Origin of the sequence: Acetobacter sp. KSO5, assembly GCF_044094635.1 — a bacterium.
GTDB classification, from domain to species: Bacteria; Pseudomonadota; Alphaproteobacteria; order Acetobacterales; family Acetobacteraceae; genus Acetobacter; species Acetobacter cerevisiae.
The window spans coordinates 1,835,038-1,850,000 of record NZ_CP172014.1; the positions used below are offsets into that span (position 1 = coordinate 1,835,038).

Annotated in this window: 9 protein-coding genes, 1 tRNA gene, 2 rRNA genes and 2 pseudogenes (1 of these 14 running past the window's edge); 8 read left to right on the top strand and 6 right to left on the bottom strand. The window is 52.8% G+C overall.

Features of this window, described 5'->3' with window-relative positions; genetic code table 11:
• Positions 1-518 precede the first annotated feature (518 nt).
• Positions 519-2,246 (bottom strand): Hint domain-containing protein, encoded by a 1,728-nt coding sequence (locus ACHQGU_RS08420; protein ID WP_395494638.1) that lies wholly within the window; start codon positions 2,244-2,246, stop codon positions 519-521.
• Positions 2,247-2,275: 29 nt separating this feature from the next.
• Positions 2,276-2,446, bottom strand: coding sequence for a hypothetical protein (locus tag ACHQGU_RS08425; RefSeq protein WP_395494639.1), 171 nt, complete (start codon positions 2,444-2,446; stop codon positions 2,276-2,278).
• Between the two features lie 28 nt (positions 2,447-2,474).
• Between ACHQGU_RS08425 and ACHQGU_RS08430 the strand changes: the two are divergent.
• Positions 2,475-2,861 (top strand): annotated as a pseudogene (locus ACHQGU_RS08430) (IS701 family transposase); the annotation flags it as partial.
• 217 nt (positions 2,862-3,078) lie between these two features.
• On the opposite strand, the gene ACHQGU_RS08435 reads toward ACHQGU_RS08430, so the two are convergent.
• Positions 3,079-5,421: a TonB-dependent receptor gene (locus ACHQGU_RS08435; RefSeq protein WP_395494640.1), complete on the bottom strand. Its 2,343-nt coding sequence runs from the start codon at positions 5,419-5,421 to the stop codon at positions 3,079-3,081.
• 443 nt (positions 5,422-5,864) lie between these two features.
• Here ACHQGU_RS08435 and ACHQGU_RS08440 point away from each other — a divergent pair, with 443 nt between their 5' ends.
• From ACHQGU_RS08440 to ACHQGU_RS08470, 7 genes and pseudogenes are all read left to right on the top strand, one after another.
• Positions 5,865-6,878 carry a LacI family DNA-binding transcriptional regulator gene (locus ACHQGU_RS08440; RefSeq protein ID WP_395494641.1) on the top strand — a complete coding sequence of 338 codons (1,014 nt, stop codon included), beginning with the start codon at positions 5,865-5,867 and terminating at the stop codon, positions 6,876-6,878.
• Positions 6,879-7,006: 128 nt separating this feature from the next.
• Positions 7,007-7,939 (top strand): sugar phosphate isomerase/epimerase family protein, encoded by a 933-nt coding sequence (locus ACHQGU_RS08445; RefSeq protein ID WP_395494642.1) that lies wholly within the window; start codon positions 7,007-7,009, stop codon positions 7,937-7,939.
• Positions 7,936-8,994, top strand: a complete 1,059-nt coding sequence (locus tag ACHQGU_RS08450; protein ID WP_395494643.1) for a sugar phosphate isomerase/epimerase family protein — start codon at positions 7,936-7,938, stop codon at positions 8,992-8,994. The genes ACHQGU_RS08445 and ACHQGU_RS08450 overlap by 4 nt, the downstream gene beginning before the upstream one ends.
• A 1-nt stretch (position 8,995) precedes the next feature.
• On the top strand, positions 8,996-10,093 hold the full coding sequence (locus ACHQGU_RS08455) for a Gfo/Idh/MocA family protein (RefSeq protein ID WP_395494644.1): 1,098 nt from the start codon (positions 8,996-8,998) through the stop codon (positions 10,091-10,093).
• Between the two features lie 57 nt (positions 10,094-10,150).
• Positions 10,151-11,836: a GMC oxidoreductase gene (locus ACHQGU_RS08460; RefSeq protein WP_395494645.1), complete on the top strand. Its 1,686-nt coding sequence runs from the start codon at positions 10,151-10,153 to the stop codon at positions 11,834-11,836.
• A gap of 30 nt (positions 11,837-11,866) precedes the next feature.
• A complete protein-coding gene (locus tag ACHQGU_RS08465; RefSeq protein WP_395494646.1) occupies positions 11,867-13,201 on the top strand; it encodes an MFS transporter in 1,335 nt (444 codons plus the stop codon).
• Between the two features lie 90 nt (positions 13,202-13,291).
• A pseudogene (locus ACHQGU_RS08470) lies at positions 13,292-13,722 on the top strand (transposase); the annotation flags it as partial.
• A gap of 81 nt (positions 13,723-13,803) precedes the next feature.
• On the opposite strand, the gene ACHQGU_RS08475 reads toward ACHQGU_RS08470, so the two are convergent.
• The 3 genes from ACHQGU_RS08475 to ACHQGU_RS08485 all read right to left on the bottom strand — a co-directional run.
• A tRNA-Met gene (locus tag ACHQGU_RS08475) sits at positions 13,804-13,880 on the bottom strand.
• Positions 13,881-13,907: 27 nt separating this feature from the next.
• Positions 13,908-14,023: ribosomal RNA gene (gene rrf / locus ACHQGU_RS08480) — 5S ribosomal RNA — on the bottom strand.
• 120 nt (positions 14,024-14,143) lie between these two features.
• Positions 14,144-14,963, bottom strand: a 23S ribosomal RNA gene (locus tag ACHQGU_RS08485); it runs 1,922 nt beyond the window's last position.

The window sequence follows — 14,963 nt, forward strand, 5'->3', positions numbered from 1 at the left end:
AGCATGTGGAACAACCCGGTCTAAAAAACTGTAGTTCCCTGACTTCACACGATTATTTTCACATTGAGGCAGAGGTCGTTACCAAAATTATTACCTGGCAGGATGCCATGACCCGAAAGAAGAGTCGCTTTAATCCTGTCTACCTGCATGCATCATGCGTATAAACCATTACCGAGGGAATTAATGCAAAAACTGTAGCGGTTAGCCGATTATTGTCGATAGGCTCTTCGCAGGGAAAACGTAGATCTCAATCTTCTGACGGCACTGGATGTGCTGCTTGACGAAAGCAGCGTGACCGGCAATGCAGGCTCAGAAAACACGGATCGAACCGGGGAATGAAAAGCAGGAAAAGACATTCCCCATCTGGAAATCCAGCAGTTCACCACGAAATCTTATATTCCATCTAGAAAATGAGTCTCAATCTTAAAAAATATCTGAAATTAGTATTATTTTTTACTATTTTAGCCCCTAAATCCTATACAATTTAGGGGCTAAAATGACTGTTACCGTTGCAGCAATCAGGCAGAACGTGTGTGTGTTACTACCTGACTGTGATTTTCCACAAGATATGAGCCACCTGCCTGTATAGTAATGGAAAGCATCCCCATGTTGCCATGTGTGAGGTATCCATCCAGAGGCAACAGAGCATCACCATTTGTCCATGCGCAGCCTGTGGGTTCCGAAGCATACCAGCCGGCAGGCTTTTCACTCTGAAGATGAGCTGTAATGCTATGCGTATTATTTGCAGAGAGAAGCTGTATACCTGCAATGGCAACACCCATGTAACGGCGGTCATCCACAAACGGACCGATAACATCCGCGGGACGGCTGGCACGAGAAACAATGCGCACAGATTGCGTGTTAGGCGGCAGCATAAAGCTGTACTGGTGCGTAGAGCGGCGCATGGGGTGTATAATGGCCCCTGATTGTGTAATCAGATGTAAATTGGGATCGGTGGTTGTTGCAACGGCTGCAATGGCAGCATGGTGAACAGCAATACTGTTACTGCGATAGTTTATTGCACGGAACAGAGGCTCTACAAAAGCACGATCTACGCACAGAGGTGCTGCAGCATCATACTCCCAGCCTTTGGCGGGGACGCGGCCAAGAGTTACAACTGTGCCAGTCTGCTCGAAGGATGAGCGGTTGCCCGTATCCAGATAGCTTTCTGTGAGCACACCGTTTGCTATAATGACAGAATGCTTAGCAGTTTCAATATGGTAATATGTGTAAGACGTAATGGAGGTATCATAGAAAATGGAACCACCATTCACCAGCATGCGCACAGGCACAAACTTGCCATCAAAGAACAGGCAGTGTTCCGGCGTAATTAACAAGTCTGTGCTGGGTACATTGTCGGCCAGAGCATTGGCAATAATACGGATAGGATATCCAGCTTCATCCTGATTCAGGGCGGTGTTTACCTGAACAGAGGCATGACCTGCCCATATAATCTGGCTGACTTCCTTTTTACCATCAGCATAAACACAAACGGCATCACCAACCTGCATGTCTTCAATCTTGCGCAGGCCTTCTGGCGTTTCAATCAAGGAACCAGCAAGGAAGCAGTTGATTGTTGCGCTATCACCATCATAGCCAATTTTATCCGGGGATTCACCTTGCACAAAGGTGAGGGAATCCACCAGAACATCATCCGGGTTTGCGGCATTTACAACTTTGTAGGTGTTATCTCCCAGAGAAACCCATTTGATCTTAATGGCAGTGCTGCCATCGTTGGATTGTCGGGTGCCAAAAGTAATTGCATCATAGCTGGAAAAATTGATGACGGAAGGAACAGAATTCTGTGCTCCCGAAAGATTAAGGAAGTTTGCGTTATCATTGTTTGCTGTTGGCCAGAAAGACGCAACAGACGTAAAGGTCCCTGAAGGCTGAACGGTAGAGTTATCAATAAGAACGGTGCCGCCGCTCATATCGCCATAGGTTATCAAGTATAGAGAATTCACCTGAAGTGTTCCGCTATAATTTTCCATGCTGATATCATTATCAACAGTAAATCCAATACGTTGTGAAGAATCACCACTGTAATTGTTCAACGCAACATTTGTGTCACCTGTAATGGTGAGGCTTGAAATTTCAACAGCCTCTGGAATGTTGATCGTCTGATTCTGCGTAGTGTTTGTATTAATCACCACATCGGAAGCTGATGTAGGAACGCCCTCAGACCAGTTTGCTGCGTTGTTCCAATTACCATCACCGGCAGAGCCATTCCATGTATCTGTTGACATAACGATCCCTTAAAAAAAAACTAACAAAGCTATGGCAATCGTTTGCCATACCCATTTAATGATGCCAAGATAATCTGATATTGAGAAAAAGTTGGATGCTCATTGATCGCCGGATGATTTTCGCTTTGTAAACATGTTTCTCTCCATTTTTCTTTTTCAGTCCCAAAGATATGGAGCCAAGCAATGGTATAGATCACCATGATTCAGGGTTTCATGAACAGCGGAACGTCAGTTGAACCGCAGATTGCCGGAGAGGCGAAAGATATTGCTTCGGATCTGTCAGATCAGGTTTGGTGTCGTCTGTCAGCGGGAAGCCGCACAAAGGGAGGGCGAGGCTATAGCCTCGTGGTCTACTGATTCTCTGAAACACCGCCAATGAGCAACCTCGCCTATTTTACGAACTGGTGCCCGAAAAGAACAACCATGCAGGCTTGATCATAACGAAACCGGCTCCTGACATGGATGGCATCCGCATGTCTCCCTAGTCATGCTGGCCTATGCCGTCACGGCCCAGTGCCCGTTACCAGGAAAACTCACTGAAACCCAAAAACACCCCACAGGACACGACGATCCTTGTCCGCTGGCCCATACAGGAGATCAGGCGCCTCGTCGTAAAACTTTCCCAACGCAGGTTACCCGTCGCTCACATCCTCAGATGGTCCGCCTTTCGACGAACACATCAGGCCAACGCTATCTATCCATGCTCACTCGCGTTACAAAACGCGACTGTAATGCTAGAGCGATGCTGTTCACGAGGCATATTCATTCCACCGCCATGCACAACTCAGCACAAAAATCACAGAACACTCTTTGTAAGAAATAATTAAATTATTTAAAAAGAGGTAGAAATGGTGCCCGTCATACTAAAGCGAGGCTCAACGTAGAAACTGGCACCTCCGCTACCTGCAATGCTTTCACCATTCAGAAGAGTAACAGCACGATAGTTATTGGCGACCCCTGTTGTGCCTGTCCGGACCAAAGAACCAGTGAGGTTGGTGAAATTCAGACGGAATGTCGGGGATTTAGCCACGAAGAAGGGCGAAAACCGGTATCCAAGAGACAAAGTATCGGTCACATACCCTGGAATTCTCTGATCGCCTACCAGCGTGACAGATTGTGGACCGGTGTAATGCACCGTTGCGTTGGCAAAAAAGTGCTTTGAATTATAGGTCAGGCCGAAATTGGCCATGACATGCGGAGACATGATTGCCTGCTTGCCCTTGGTCGGCAGGTAGGAAGCACCATACGGCACATTCGAGTCCATGTGCGCGTTCAGATATTCAAAAGAGACATACGGGCTAAAATTATGGATCGGATGCATGCCCAGCATCACATCGAAGCCCCGGGCAGTCTGGTTGCCAGCGTTGATGGTGCTGTACGAATTGTCGGTATTGTATACACTCAGAAGTCGGTTGGTAATGGCATAGTTAAATAGTGACAGGTCAAGATCAAAATATTTATCATTGTAGCGATATCCCAATTCTTCCTTAATCGAATACTGATTGCGAGGAAGCATCGTATTAGCTGACAGGTTACTCGGATCCGGCGCGCGGAAGTCGCCCTGCGCGTTGACGTAAAGCTGGTGGTGGCTATTGAAACGGTACGACACCGAAAAACGCGGCAAAGGTGCGACAGAATTGGCGCCCATCTTTGAATTTGTCAGATAGTTGTTGAACCAGTAATTGACCATTGCGAATTTGAAGCCTGCTGAGATGACCAGTCTGTCCTGCAGATAGCGGGCCGTGTCCTGGACAAACAAGGCATGAATCTGATCGCCCGTTTGCTGATTGGAGGAGTAATCCCGCTTGCCATCGCGAAAATATGCGGTTGAGAGATTATCCGGATTCAGTGAAAATCCATTACTGGCAATGCTGCTGTTCGGTCCCCACTGTCGGCTTTGGGTGTAGCCATACCAGTAACCCAGCGTGAGCTGATTGTGCCGGGAAATATCGTAGGTTAGTTTTGCTGTAGCACCCGTCGTCGGAGTGCGCTGATCATAATAATTAACCGAAGCTTGCGTCGAAGAGACGGGAGCGCCATTGGCGTAGGACAGTCCCTCTCCTGCCTCACCTGAAGGTGACGAACTCCAACCTCGACCGTATGCAAAATAGGGAAGCAGATCGAATTTCAGCTTATTAGTCAGCTGCAAGTGGACCGGAAGCGTCATAAAGAGCTCATTCCAAGGCCCTTCGCGATGATTACCCCAGAACGTGCTGCTCTTGGGGTCACTACTTGCTCCCCAGGTACCGTTCCCATGCTTCTTGGCATAGAACTGGTCCTCACTGGGATAATTGTAAATGCCGTAGGATTCCTGGTTCCAGGACGTGAAGAATTTCACATAGGACGCCGATCCAATATCTTTCTGAGCCCCGAAATCGATATGTTTCTTCTCGGATGTTCCAGCCCCAATCCAGTTATTTGCATGCGTATGGGAGAACGAGAAATATGAGCGGAGGCCAGTATTGCCGACATCTCCACTTTCCAGACGAATAAATTCGCGAGACAGATTGTTCGTACCGTAGGAAAAATCCATCAAACCACCATATTTGTGGCCCGGCGTGTGCGTAGTGACATTCATCACGCCAAGTGCAGCCGCAGTAACCGGCTGATCGATAGCAGAACTACCAGGCGTGACCTCAATACGATCAATATTTTCGCTATCGATATCTTCCTGAATGTAGCCGGCCCCCGAGGTAACAACGGCCCCATCGAACAGCAGCCCCATGTCGCTGTCGGTCAGGCTGCGGCTCTGGATCGAGCCACCGGTCATGCCTGACGTGTCCTGACTGGAGACATTCAGACTTGGCAGGTTCTTGACCATATCAAGCGCTGTCCCGGCAGGGCTGCGCATTTCAATGAAGCGACGGCTGATGGTCTGCACACTATGTGAGGCGGTTTCACGGCGCATCATGCCTCCTCCGCTAGCACGTGCGACCTGCACATCAACCATTTCAGGAGATGATGCCTCACGCGCCACCGGCACCTTGTGGGCGCGGGTTTCCGAAGAAACCCGCGCTGATCCCTGCTGCGAGATGTGGTGACTTTTTGTCGAGCGATAGGACACCGAGGAAACCGGAGAAGATTGCGCTACCGCCGGCGAAAAGATGCCTCCGGCCCCCAATAGGGACGTCACCAGTAGCCAGTGCTTTCCACAGAATATGGTCTTGGTCTGCATGCCGAGTTTCCATCTAAAACGATCTTCCTAAGAAAGCGCTTGCCATGATTCCGTAACGAACGTCCAGAAGAAAATGTTTCTTTTTCACAATAAATATCAAACGGTATTATCTTAGCTTTCTACAAAAAATAGACTTCATCCCATCCAAAAAACCAATTGTTTGATCGGGAAAAATTCTCATAAACCTCTTGGAATACTCGATTTTTATAAAATCTATTGGCAATCGATTGCCAATAGACAGGGTAGTAAAATCTAAATTTTATGCGCGCTCTGCAATTTGATATTGAAAGAGCCTGTTGCAGATTCCTCACACACCACAAGGCACTGGCATCAGAACATACCAAAAAAGATACGACCTCGCGAACGCAACCAGTTGCGCAACGGCATAAACTGAGGCTTTCTGTCCCGAGCATTTAAAGATACAATGCAGGAGCATAAAACAGTTGAACAAGCGGATAACCTTGGCAGATCTGGCAGAAAAGACCGGCCTGAATGTCTCAACTGTAAGCCGGGCCCTCTCACGCCCCAATCGCGTAAGCACGGAAACACGGCAGCTTGTGCAGAAGGTGGCAACAGAACTCGGTTATGCCGTCAATATCGTAGCCCGTAACCTCAGCCGCGGGACATCCGACACCATTCTGGTTCTGGCGCCCAGTTTCTCCGGGCAAGCCATCTCTCCGGTCTTTACCCAGATTTTGCTGGGTGTTTGCGAAGAAGCCACCTCACTCGGCCTCAGGGTCATGCTTCAACAATGCCTGGATCAGACGCTCTCGGCCAATGATGTGATTCAATCTCTGCGGGCGGGGGTGGCGGATAGCGCCCTGATCGTCGCTGCCCAGAACTGGATGCCGTCCCTTGACCGGGAGCCTGACGAGGAAAGCCTGCCAGTTGTCAGCATTATGAAGGATCTGACGGCGGAAGGCTTGACCAGCGTAACAACACAGGAAGCCGATGGCTTTGTGGCCATCGTCGATCACCTGTTGCGGCGAGGACATAAACGTTTCGCCTATATCGCAGGCCCCAAAGAGATCAAGCATGAAGAAATCCGCTATCGCGCGGTTTGTGACCGACTGACCGCACACGGGTACACGGACAACCTGGTGCGCCTGGAAGGCGGTCAGTTCGACATGCCATCGGGGGTGCGCGCAGCGGAACGTTTTCTGGAACTGCCCGAACGCCCCAGCGCCGTCATCTGCTGCTCCGATGCCCTGGCACTAGGATTTCTGCATGTTGTGCAAGGCCGTGGGCTCAGGGTTCCGGACGATGTGGCGGTAACAGGCTATGACGGCATGGATTACACCGGCTTTACCACCCCTGCCCTGACGACCGTAGCTCAACCGACAGTGGAGATCGGGCGCGTAGCCGTTCAGGCACTGGCTGATCTAAAATGTGGTCGCATTACGAGGCCACGCCTAGTCTCCCTCTCCCCTACCTTTATACCCCGCCAATCCAGCTAATCCCTTTTAGGCAGATCGACAGTACCTAAAAATTATTCCAAAAACGTAATGGCAATCGGTTGCATTTTCCGGAACGTTCTGTATGCAAGATGAAGGAACGCTGCGCAAACCGCTGGGAGTGCCTTCACATGAAAATCGGGACGGATCTGGTCACTTTCAATAATCCCTGTTTTTGGAATGTGAAAACCGAAGCCGACATTGCAACATTGGCTGCAGCGGATGCGCCTGCGTTCTGGACCCGGATACTGGATAGCGTGCGGGATGCTGGTGTCTGTGGGATTGAACTAACCTTCCCCCCGTTCGAACCCTCCGCACTTGCAGCAACATTCGGACCGCAGAGCCGAATTCTGTCGGAACTGCGCGCGCGCGGGCTGGAAATCTGGTCCTCGTTCTTCGCGGATCTGGACCGCATTCCCGTATCGGAACATGCGCAATCTGAAGAACTCATCCTCGCGCGCGTACACGCAGCATCAGAGCTCCTGGCTCATCTGGATGGGAAGGTTCTGGTCGCGGGGCTGCCTTGCCGTGAAGCCTTTCCATCTTGCTCTCATCGGTTTGTAGATCTGGATTTTGCAGCGCCTCTGGCCGGACTACTTAACAGGATGGGAGCAGCGTCAGCCGAGCATGGCATAACGCTTGCCATCCATACCGAGGCCCATTCCGTAGCCTGCGCATCACGGGATGTCGATCTGTTCATGCTGCTAACAGATCCGCGATATGTCGCACTCTGCCCTGATCCTGCGCATATCATTCTGGAGGGCTGCGACCCGGTTTCTCTAGTCCGTCGCCATCTAAGCCGTGTCGTAGCGATGCATTGGAAGGACGCAACGGGGCCGATGCCCGCTACCACACCTATCGACGCCAACATTCACGCTCGTCATCGTCCCTATTTCTGCGAACCTGGCGCAGGTCGAGTAGATTTTGCCAGTCTAAACGCGCTTCTGGCCCACGCGCCTCTTAGCTGCGGTCCGATCCTTGAGTTGGATTCCTGCCCCACACCCATTCCAGCACTTGAACGAGGCACGGAGTTCATCCGTCAGATCGCAGGACACACGGCATGAAAGGGCCAGCCATCTTCGCGGCACAGTTCATCAGTCCGCAGGCCCCGTTCAACAGTTTGTCCGGTCTGGCACAATGGAGCCACTCTCTCGGTTATCGCGCTCTACAGCTACCAACCCACATCCCGGAAATTTTCGATTTGGCGCTTGCGGCATCAAGCCAGGATTACTGTGACGAGATTCGGGGACAATTGGCCGGACACGATATCGAGATTTCCGAACTCTCCACTCATATTCAAGGTCAATGTCTGGCTGTTCATCCCGCTTATGATGCACAGTTCGACCGCTTTGCCCCCGCAGCCGTACGCGGCAATCCAGCAGCCCGGACCGATTGGGCACATGCACAACTTCTGTTGGCCGCCACGGCATCAGCCCGGCTTGGACTAAAGGCGCATGCCACGTTCTCCGGCGCACTGGCCTGGCCCTATCTCTACCCTTGGCCGCCACGTGATGAAACGCTGATTGACCTGGCATTCACGACGCTGGCAAAGCGCTGGCGACCTGTTCTAGATGCTTTCGAAACAACCGGAACCACCCTGTGCTTCGAGTTGCATCCGGGCGAGGATTTACATGACGGCACCAGTTTCGAGCGCTTTGCTGATCTGGTGGATTATCATCCCCGCTGCGGTATCCTGTACGACCCCAGTCACATGCTGTTACAGCAAATGGATTATCTCGCCTTCATTGATCTTTATCATGACCGGATCAGCGCTTTTCATGTCAAGGATGCGGAGTTCCGGCCCACAGGACGACAAGGGGTCTATGGTGGGTTCTCGGGATGGCGCGAGCGCGCCGGACGGTTCCGTTCCCTTGGTGATGGACAGATCGATTTTCGGGCTGTTTTCTCCCGTCTGGCACAATATGGCTATGACGGCTGGGCTGTTCTGGAATGGGAATGTTGCCTCAAGAACGCCATGCAGGGTGCACGCGAAGGTGCCCCTTTCATCCGGCAGCATATGATCGAGTTGAGCACACAGGCTTTCGACGATTTTGCAGCAAGCCCCCTTTCAAAAACAGAACGCTACGCCTGTCTGGGCCTTCAGGCTGAAGGAGAATGATATGAGACGCTGGCCTGTCGGGATGATTGGAGGGGCGCCGGGAGCCTTCATGGGCGATGTCCATCGCCGAGCGATGGCGCTGACAGGGTCTTTTGATCTTGTAGCAGCCAACCTGTCCCGCAATCCCAAACGAGCCTGTGAAGCAGGCGCATCGATCGGTCTGGCTCCCGAGCGATGCTATGAAAATTGGCTGACCATGGCCAGAGTTGAAGCCCAACGCACCGACGGTATCGCGCTGGCTGTCATCGTCACCCCTAACGACACACATCTGATGGTCGCATCTGCCTTTCTGGAGGCTGGCATTCCGGTCCTTTGTGAAAAGCCTCTGACCACAACGATGGAAGCGGCACGCAATTTCGCCACGCGGTTTTCGGTCCCCTCACCGCAAATGGCACTGGCCTATACCTATTCTGGCTACACCATGGTGCGCGAGGCACGCCGACTGGTACGCAACGGCGCGCTTGGAGCGTTACGCGGCATTCAGGTCGAATACCTGCAGGATTGGTTGGGTAGCTCGGAATCCGAGGGCGGCTGGCGACTGGATAAGCAGATTGGCGGCGCAGGCGGCTGCCTTGGCGATATCGGTACACATGCGTTTCATCTTGCCGAATTCGTTTCCGGGTTGGAATGCACACAAGTTTCCGCCCGTGTTTCGTCGCTTGTGACGGGACATGCTGTCCCAGATGATGCGCAAATACAGCTTCGCTTTGGCCCATGTGTCGTGGGTGGACTATGGGTTAGTCAGGTCGCCACGGGGTGTGGCAACGACCTGAAACTCCGTATCTTCGGTGAGAAAGCCGGGCTTGAATGGCGCCAGGAGCAGCCTGAAACACTCACCCTGTCCACCTCTGACGGACATTCTACAGCTTTGTCCAGAGGCGGACGCGCCGTGCAAATGCCATCCCTCCTGCCGCAAGGCCATCCCGAAGGATACCTTGAGGCCTTTGCTCGTCTTTATGCGGATGCTGCGCTGATGCTGGATGGCCAGGAAGCCCCTCTTCTCCCCCGCCTGAATGACGGACTGCGGGGACAGGCCTTTATCGAAGCAACGCTCACCTCTGGAGCCCAAGACGGCGTCTGGACGACCATTTCGGCATGAGCACCCTTTCTCCAATCTTTCCCCGGCCCTTTGTGGCCAGCTGCCCCAGGAACAAATATGTCTGAATACACCAATTCCGGACAAACCTTTGACGTGATCGTCGTCGGCTCAGGTGCCGCAGGAAGCTTTGCTGCGAAGGAACTGACGGAACAAGGCCTCTCCATACTCCTGATTGAGGCCGGGCGATCCCTGGAAAAAAAGGACATAGGCAGTCCACCAAAAGGTAAACGCGGCAACATGCAACTTCTGCCGCGCATCCGTGCCACACTGTCGGGGCAGCATATTCAGGCCCGCGTCGCGTTTTTCAGCGAACATGTGCGACATCTGTTCGTCAATGACTGGAAGCATGGCTACACGACACCAAAAGGTGCACCTTTTATATGGATCCGTGGACGGCAGATTGGCGGCAGGTTGCACACATTTGGACGTGTGTTGTTCCGTTGGTCGGACTATGATTTCCGCGGCGCCAGTAAAGGCACGAACGGCCTAGACTGGCCAATCTGCTATGCTGATCTTGCGCCATGGTACGAAAAGGTTGAACGTTTTCTTGGCATTGCAGGAAACATGGATGGTGTGGAGACTGCACCAGACGGCGTGATGGCTGAGCCTACCCCTCTGACACCGGAAGAAAGCAGCTTCCGGACAGCTGTGCAGGCCCGCTGGCCAGAGCGACATGTTGTAGCTTGGCGCTTCAATCCGCATGACGGAGGACGGGTGCCGCGCGCATTGCGTGCCGCGCTCGAAACTGGACGCTTAACCCTTCAGTCTGACAGCATTGCCACCATAGTCACGACCGACCTCGCAACAGGGCGCGCAACAGGCGTAGCCTATACTGACAGAACAACCGGAACGCAGCATCTGGCGCAATCCCGGGCGGTGGTAATTTGCGCATCTCCCATTGAAAGCCTGCGACTTTTACTTAATTCACGCAACGCCCGGCATCCTGATGGACTGGCAAACAGTTCAGGTGTTCTCGGACGCTATTTCATGGACCAATGCCCTAGCCTGATGTTTGGGCAATGGCCGGTCGCCCGGCGTGAGGGACCGAACGTAGCTCCGCCGGTTCACCCGCTGTTCGGCACGACAGGTGGACTGTATGTGCCTCGTTACCAAAATATTGATAACACGCGTAATCCGTTATTCCCAAAAGGCTATACCTATCAAGGTTCGATCGGACGTCATGATATTACGCAAACAAACGCACCAACACGTTCTGTCACGATCATGGCATTCGGGGAAATGCTGCCTTATGCCGATAACAGCGTCACGCTTGATCCCCGCCAGCGGGACCGCTGGGGTGTGCCCCTGCCACATATTCGCTGCACGCTGCATCCCGTCGAACGTGCCATGCTCCAGCAGCAAATCAGTGATTGTGCGGATATGATTGAGGCGGGTGGTGGCAAGGTCGACTTCTGGGTTTCACCGCTCGGACTTGGTGAGAAAAGAAATGGCTTCTTTCCCGACGCCCTGCCCCCTATCCGTTGGTTTCTACGCAAGATGTTTCCAAAAAGCATGGTTATGGGCGCTGCCATTCATGAAAGTGGAGGGGCACGCATGGGCAACAACCCGGCAACATCCGTTCTTAACAGCTACTGCCAGGCATGGGACGTGCCAAACCTGTATGTGACGGATGCCTCCTGCTTCCCAACAGGCGGCTCACTGGGCACCACCCTGACTGTCATGGCGCTGAGCACACGTGCCTGTAACCACCTGGCGACAGAGCTGAAAGCCGGCCGTCTCTAAGACTAACCTTGTTTAGAGAAAAGGTGCGAAATGTCCCGAGCAGTCAAAGGTCTTGCCAAAGACGAAATCCTTATACGTGAAAAAATTGCCTACGGCTGCGGAGATCTGTCGTCAAACCTCATGTGGGGGATGACGTCATCTTATTTGATGTTCTTCTACACCGATATTGACGGACTTCCGGTTACTGCTGTTGCATGGATTCTGCTGATTGCCCGAACATTTGATGCGTTCTGTGATCCAACTATCGGATGGATACTGGACCGCAAAGGCGGGACCGTCATTCCAAAAATCATCGGACGGCTGGCTGTTGCCTTCGGCGTCACTGGATTTTTGTGTTTCTACGCGGCACCATTCTCCACACAGGGCCGTATCCTGTGGGCCGGGGTAACCTATATTATTTTTGGCGCGATCTATTCGGTCATCAACACACCTTATGGTGCCTTAGGAACCATGATGACCCGTTCCCTGCATGACAGGGTCAGCCTGAATGCTTTCCGAATGATGGGATGTCAGAGCGGTCAGTTCATCGTCTCGTCCCTGACCATTCCGGCTATGATGTGGCTCGGCGGAGGAACGGGAATGGTTCAACGCCAGCACGGCATGGCGCTGTATGCTTTCACCCTGGCCGTCATTGCCACGGTGTTATGGGTCATGGTGTCGCGGAATTGCTGCGTGCGCTATCCCTCCCCCCCATCGCTGCAAAATCCGGCTCGCTCCTTGCGTAATATTGCCGCGAACCGTTCCCTATGGCTCTGCAATGGACTGGTCTTTCTCCAGTTCGTAGGATTGGCAGCACTGTACGGGTTCGCGCTCTATTATGCCCGCGTGGTCTTGGGAGGAACAGAAAAGCTCGGAAGTGTTTTGCTGACAACAGCAACCGTCATGAGCTTCTTTGGTGCCACATTGTCGCAGTATGTCACAAAACGCCTCGGCTTCTTGCAAACAACCCTAACCGCCATGCTCGTCCAGCTCCTCTGTTACGCAATGCTTTTGATGACAGGCTGGTCGCAGACAAGCTTTCTAACGCTGTTCGCGCTTCTGACCGGTGCACAGGGTATTATGTCCCCCCTGTACTATGTTCTGCTATCCAGTGCGATTGACGAAGGACGGGCAGCAACAAATGAAAGCACCACGGGCCTAGCCTATTCGCTCAATACGCTCGTCACAAAATTCTCTATGGGCGTGACGGGCTTCATACTGGCCCAGCTGCTCTCTTACGGACATTATTCCGGCACCCTGACAACCTTCCCCGAGAGCACGAAACAATGGATCTCGGCTGGCTTTGTCGGTCTGCCTCTTGCCGCAACGTGTCTGCAGATCTGCCTTATCCTTCTGTGGTCGCGCAGAAATGCGTTGCATTCTTAGTGCCTTTTTGGAAATTCGATATGACGAGTTTTCAAGAGGCGCCGCTCATGATTCAAGCCACGAATGTGACCCCCAGAGTAGAGAAGCCGGATGGCCGGGGTCACGCGCGAGACGAAACACTGTCCGTTAAACCTGACCGATGAGGAATGGGGCCGTATATCGCCGCTGATGCCGCCTGCGCACCAGCATGACCGGAAGTGGACAACAGATTTCCGTGAAATTATCAATGCGCTGCGTGATCTTGTTCGTTCAGGCTGCTGGAGGGAGATGCTACCGGTTCATTTTGGTCCATGGTAGACAGTTTACTGGTGGTGCCGCAGCCTGATGCGTCGTTTCCTGTTTCAGCCCATTCTATAATGTCTGTCTGATGCTGGATCGGGAGGCAGTCGAACGCGAGACCATTATATCCGGCGCTATTATCGACAGCCAGAGCATCAAGACACCCCATGCGGAAGTCTGGAGTTTATGACGCAGGCAAGAAGATTGTCAGTCGCAAGCGCCTCATCGCGGTTGATAATGAGATATTTGGCAGGCGTGTAGTGTGAGTTACAACAAAAAAACCCACCGAGTCAGTGACTTAGCGGGGTTTTTATAGAGTTCATTGGTTGCGGGGGCAGGATTTGAACCTGCGGCCTTCAGGTTATGAGCCTGACGAGCTACCGGGCTGCTCCACCCCGCGGTGGTGTTGATTAGGGTAGACTGGAAGACCTGGCGGCGACCGACTTTCCCACGACTTAAGCCGCAGTATCATAGGCGCTGGGGGGTTTCACGGCCGAGTTCGGGATGGGATCGGGTGGATCACTCCCCGCCATGGCCACCAGGTCATCCAGTCCACCCTGAGTGGGGTGGTGTGGATGCGGTTGGTAAAGAGAGAATTTTTTTGTGTGTGACGCGTGCATGGATGATTTCTGTGCACGGGCTGTCCTTTTAAGGGGACAGTATGAGAGTGAGCCTATAGAGCGATTAGGACCAGTTAGCTACACGCATTACTGCGCTTCCACACCTGGCCTATCAACGTGATGGTCTATCACGGCTCTCAGGGAGATCTAGTTTTGAGGTGGGTTTCCCGCTTAGATGCTTTCAGCGGTTATCCCGTCCATACTTAGCTACCCGGCGGTGCCGCTGGCGCGACAACCGGTGCACCAGAGGTATGTTCATCCCGGTCCTCTCGTACTAGGGACAAATCCTCTCAAATCTCCAACATCCACGGCAGATAGGGACCGAACTGTCTCACGACGTTCTAAACCCAGCTCACGTACCACTTTAATCGGCGAACAGCCGAACCCTTGGGACCTGCTCCAGCCCCAGGATGTGATGAGCCGACATCGAGGTGCCAAACCTCCCCGTCGATGTGGACTCTTGGGGGAGATCAGCCTGTTATCCCTAGAGTACCTTTTATCCGTTGAGCGATGGCCCTTCCACGCGGGACCACCGGATCACTATGGCCGACTTTCGTCTCTGCTCGAGCTGTCACTCTCGCAGTCAGGCGGGCTTATGCCATTGCACTCAGCAGCCGGTTTCCGACCGGCCTGAGCCCACCATCGCGCGCCTCCGTTACACTTTGGGAGGCGACCGCCCCAGTCAAACTGCCCACCATACAGGGTCCCGGATCAGGCTAACTGACCGCGGTTAGACATCAGAAAAATTCAGGGTGGTATTTCAAGGATGGCTCCACAGGAACTGGCGCCCCTGCTTCAAAGCCTCCCACCTATCCTACACAGAATGTCTCTGATGCCACTGTAAAGCTGCAGTAAAGGTTCAT

Coding starts and splice junctions, on each gene's coding strand:
- ACHQGU_RS08420 (WP_395494638.1), bottom strand. CDS start 2,246: ATGTCAACAGATACATGGAATGGCTCTGCCGGTGATGGTAATTGGAAC.
- ACHQGU_RS08445 (WP_395494642.1), top strand. CDS start 7,007: ATGAAAATCGGGACGGATCTGGTCACTTTCAATAATCCCTGTTTTTGG.
- ACHQGU_RS08465 (WP_395494646.1), top strand. CDS start 11,867: ATGTCCCGAGCAGTCAAAGGTCTTGCCAAAGACGAAATCCTTATACGT.
- ACHQGU_RS08455 (WP_395494644.1), top strand. CDS start 8,996: ATGAGACGCTGGCCTGTCGGGATGATTGGAGGGGCGCCGGGAGCCTTC.
- ACHQGU_RS08425 (WP_395494639.1), bottom strand. CDS start 2,446: ATGGTGATCTATACCATTGCTTGGCTCCATATCTTTGGGACTGAAAAA.
- ACHQGU_RS08450 (WP_395494643.1), top strand. CDS start 7,936: ATGAAAGGGCCAGCCATCTTCGCGGCACAGTTCATCAGTCCGCAGGCC.
- ACHQGU_RS08435 (WP_395494640.1), bottom strand. CDS start 5,421: ATGCAGACCAAGACCATATTCTGTGGAAAGCACTGGCTACTGGTGACG.
- ACHQGU_RS08460 (WP_395494645.1), top strand. CDS start 10,151: ATGTCTGAATACACCAATTCCGGACAAACCTTTGACGTGATCGTCGTC.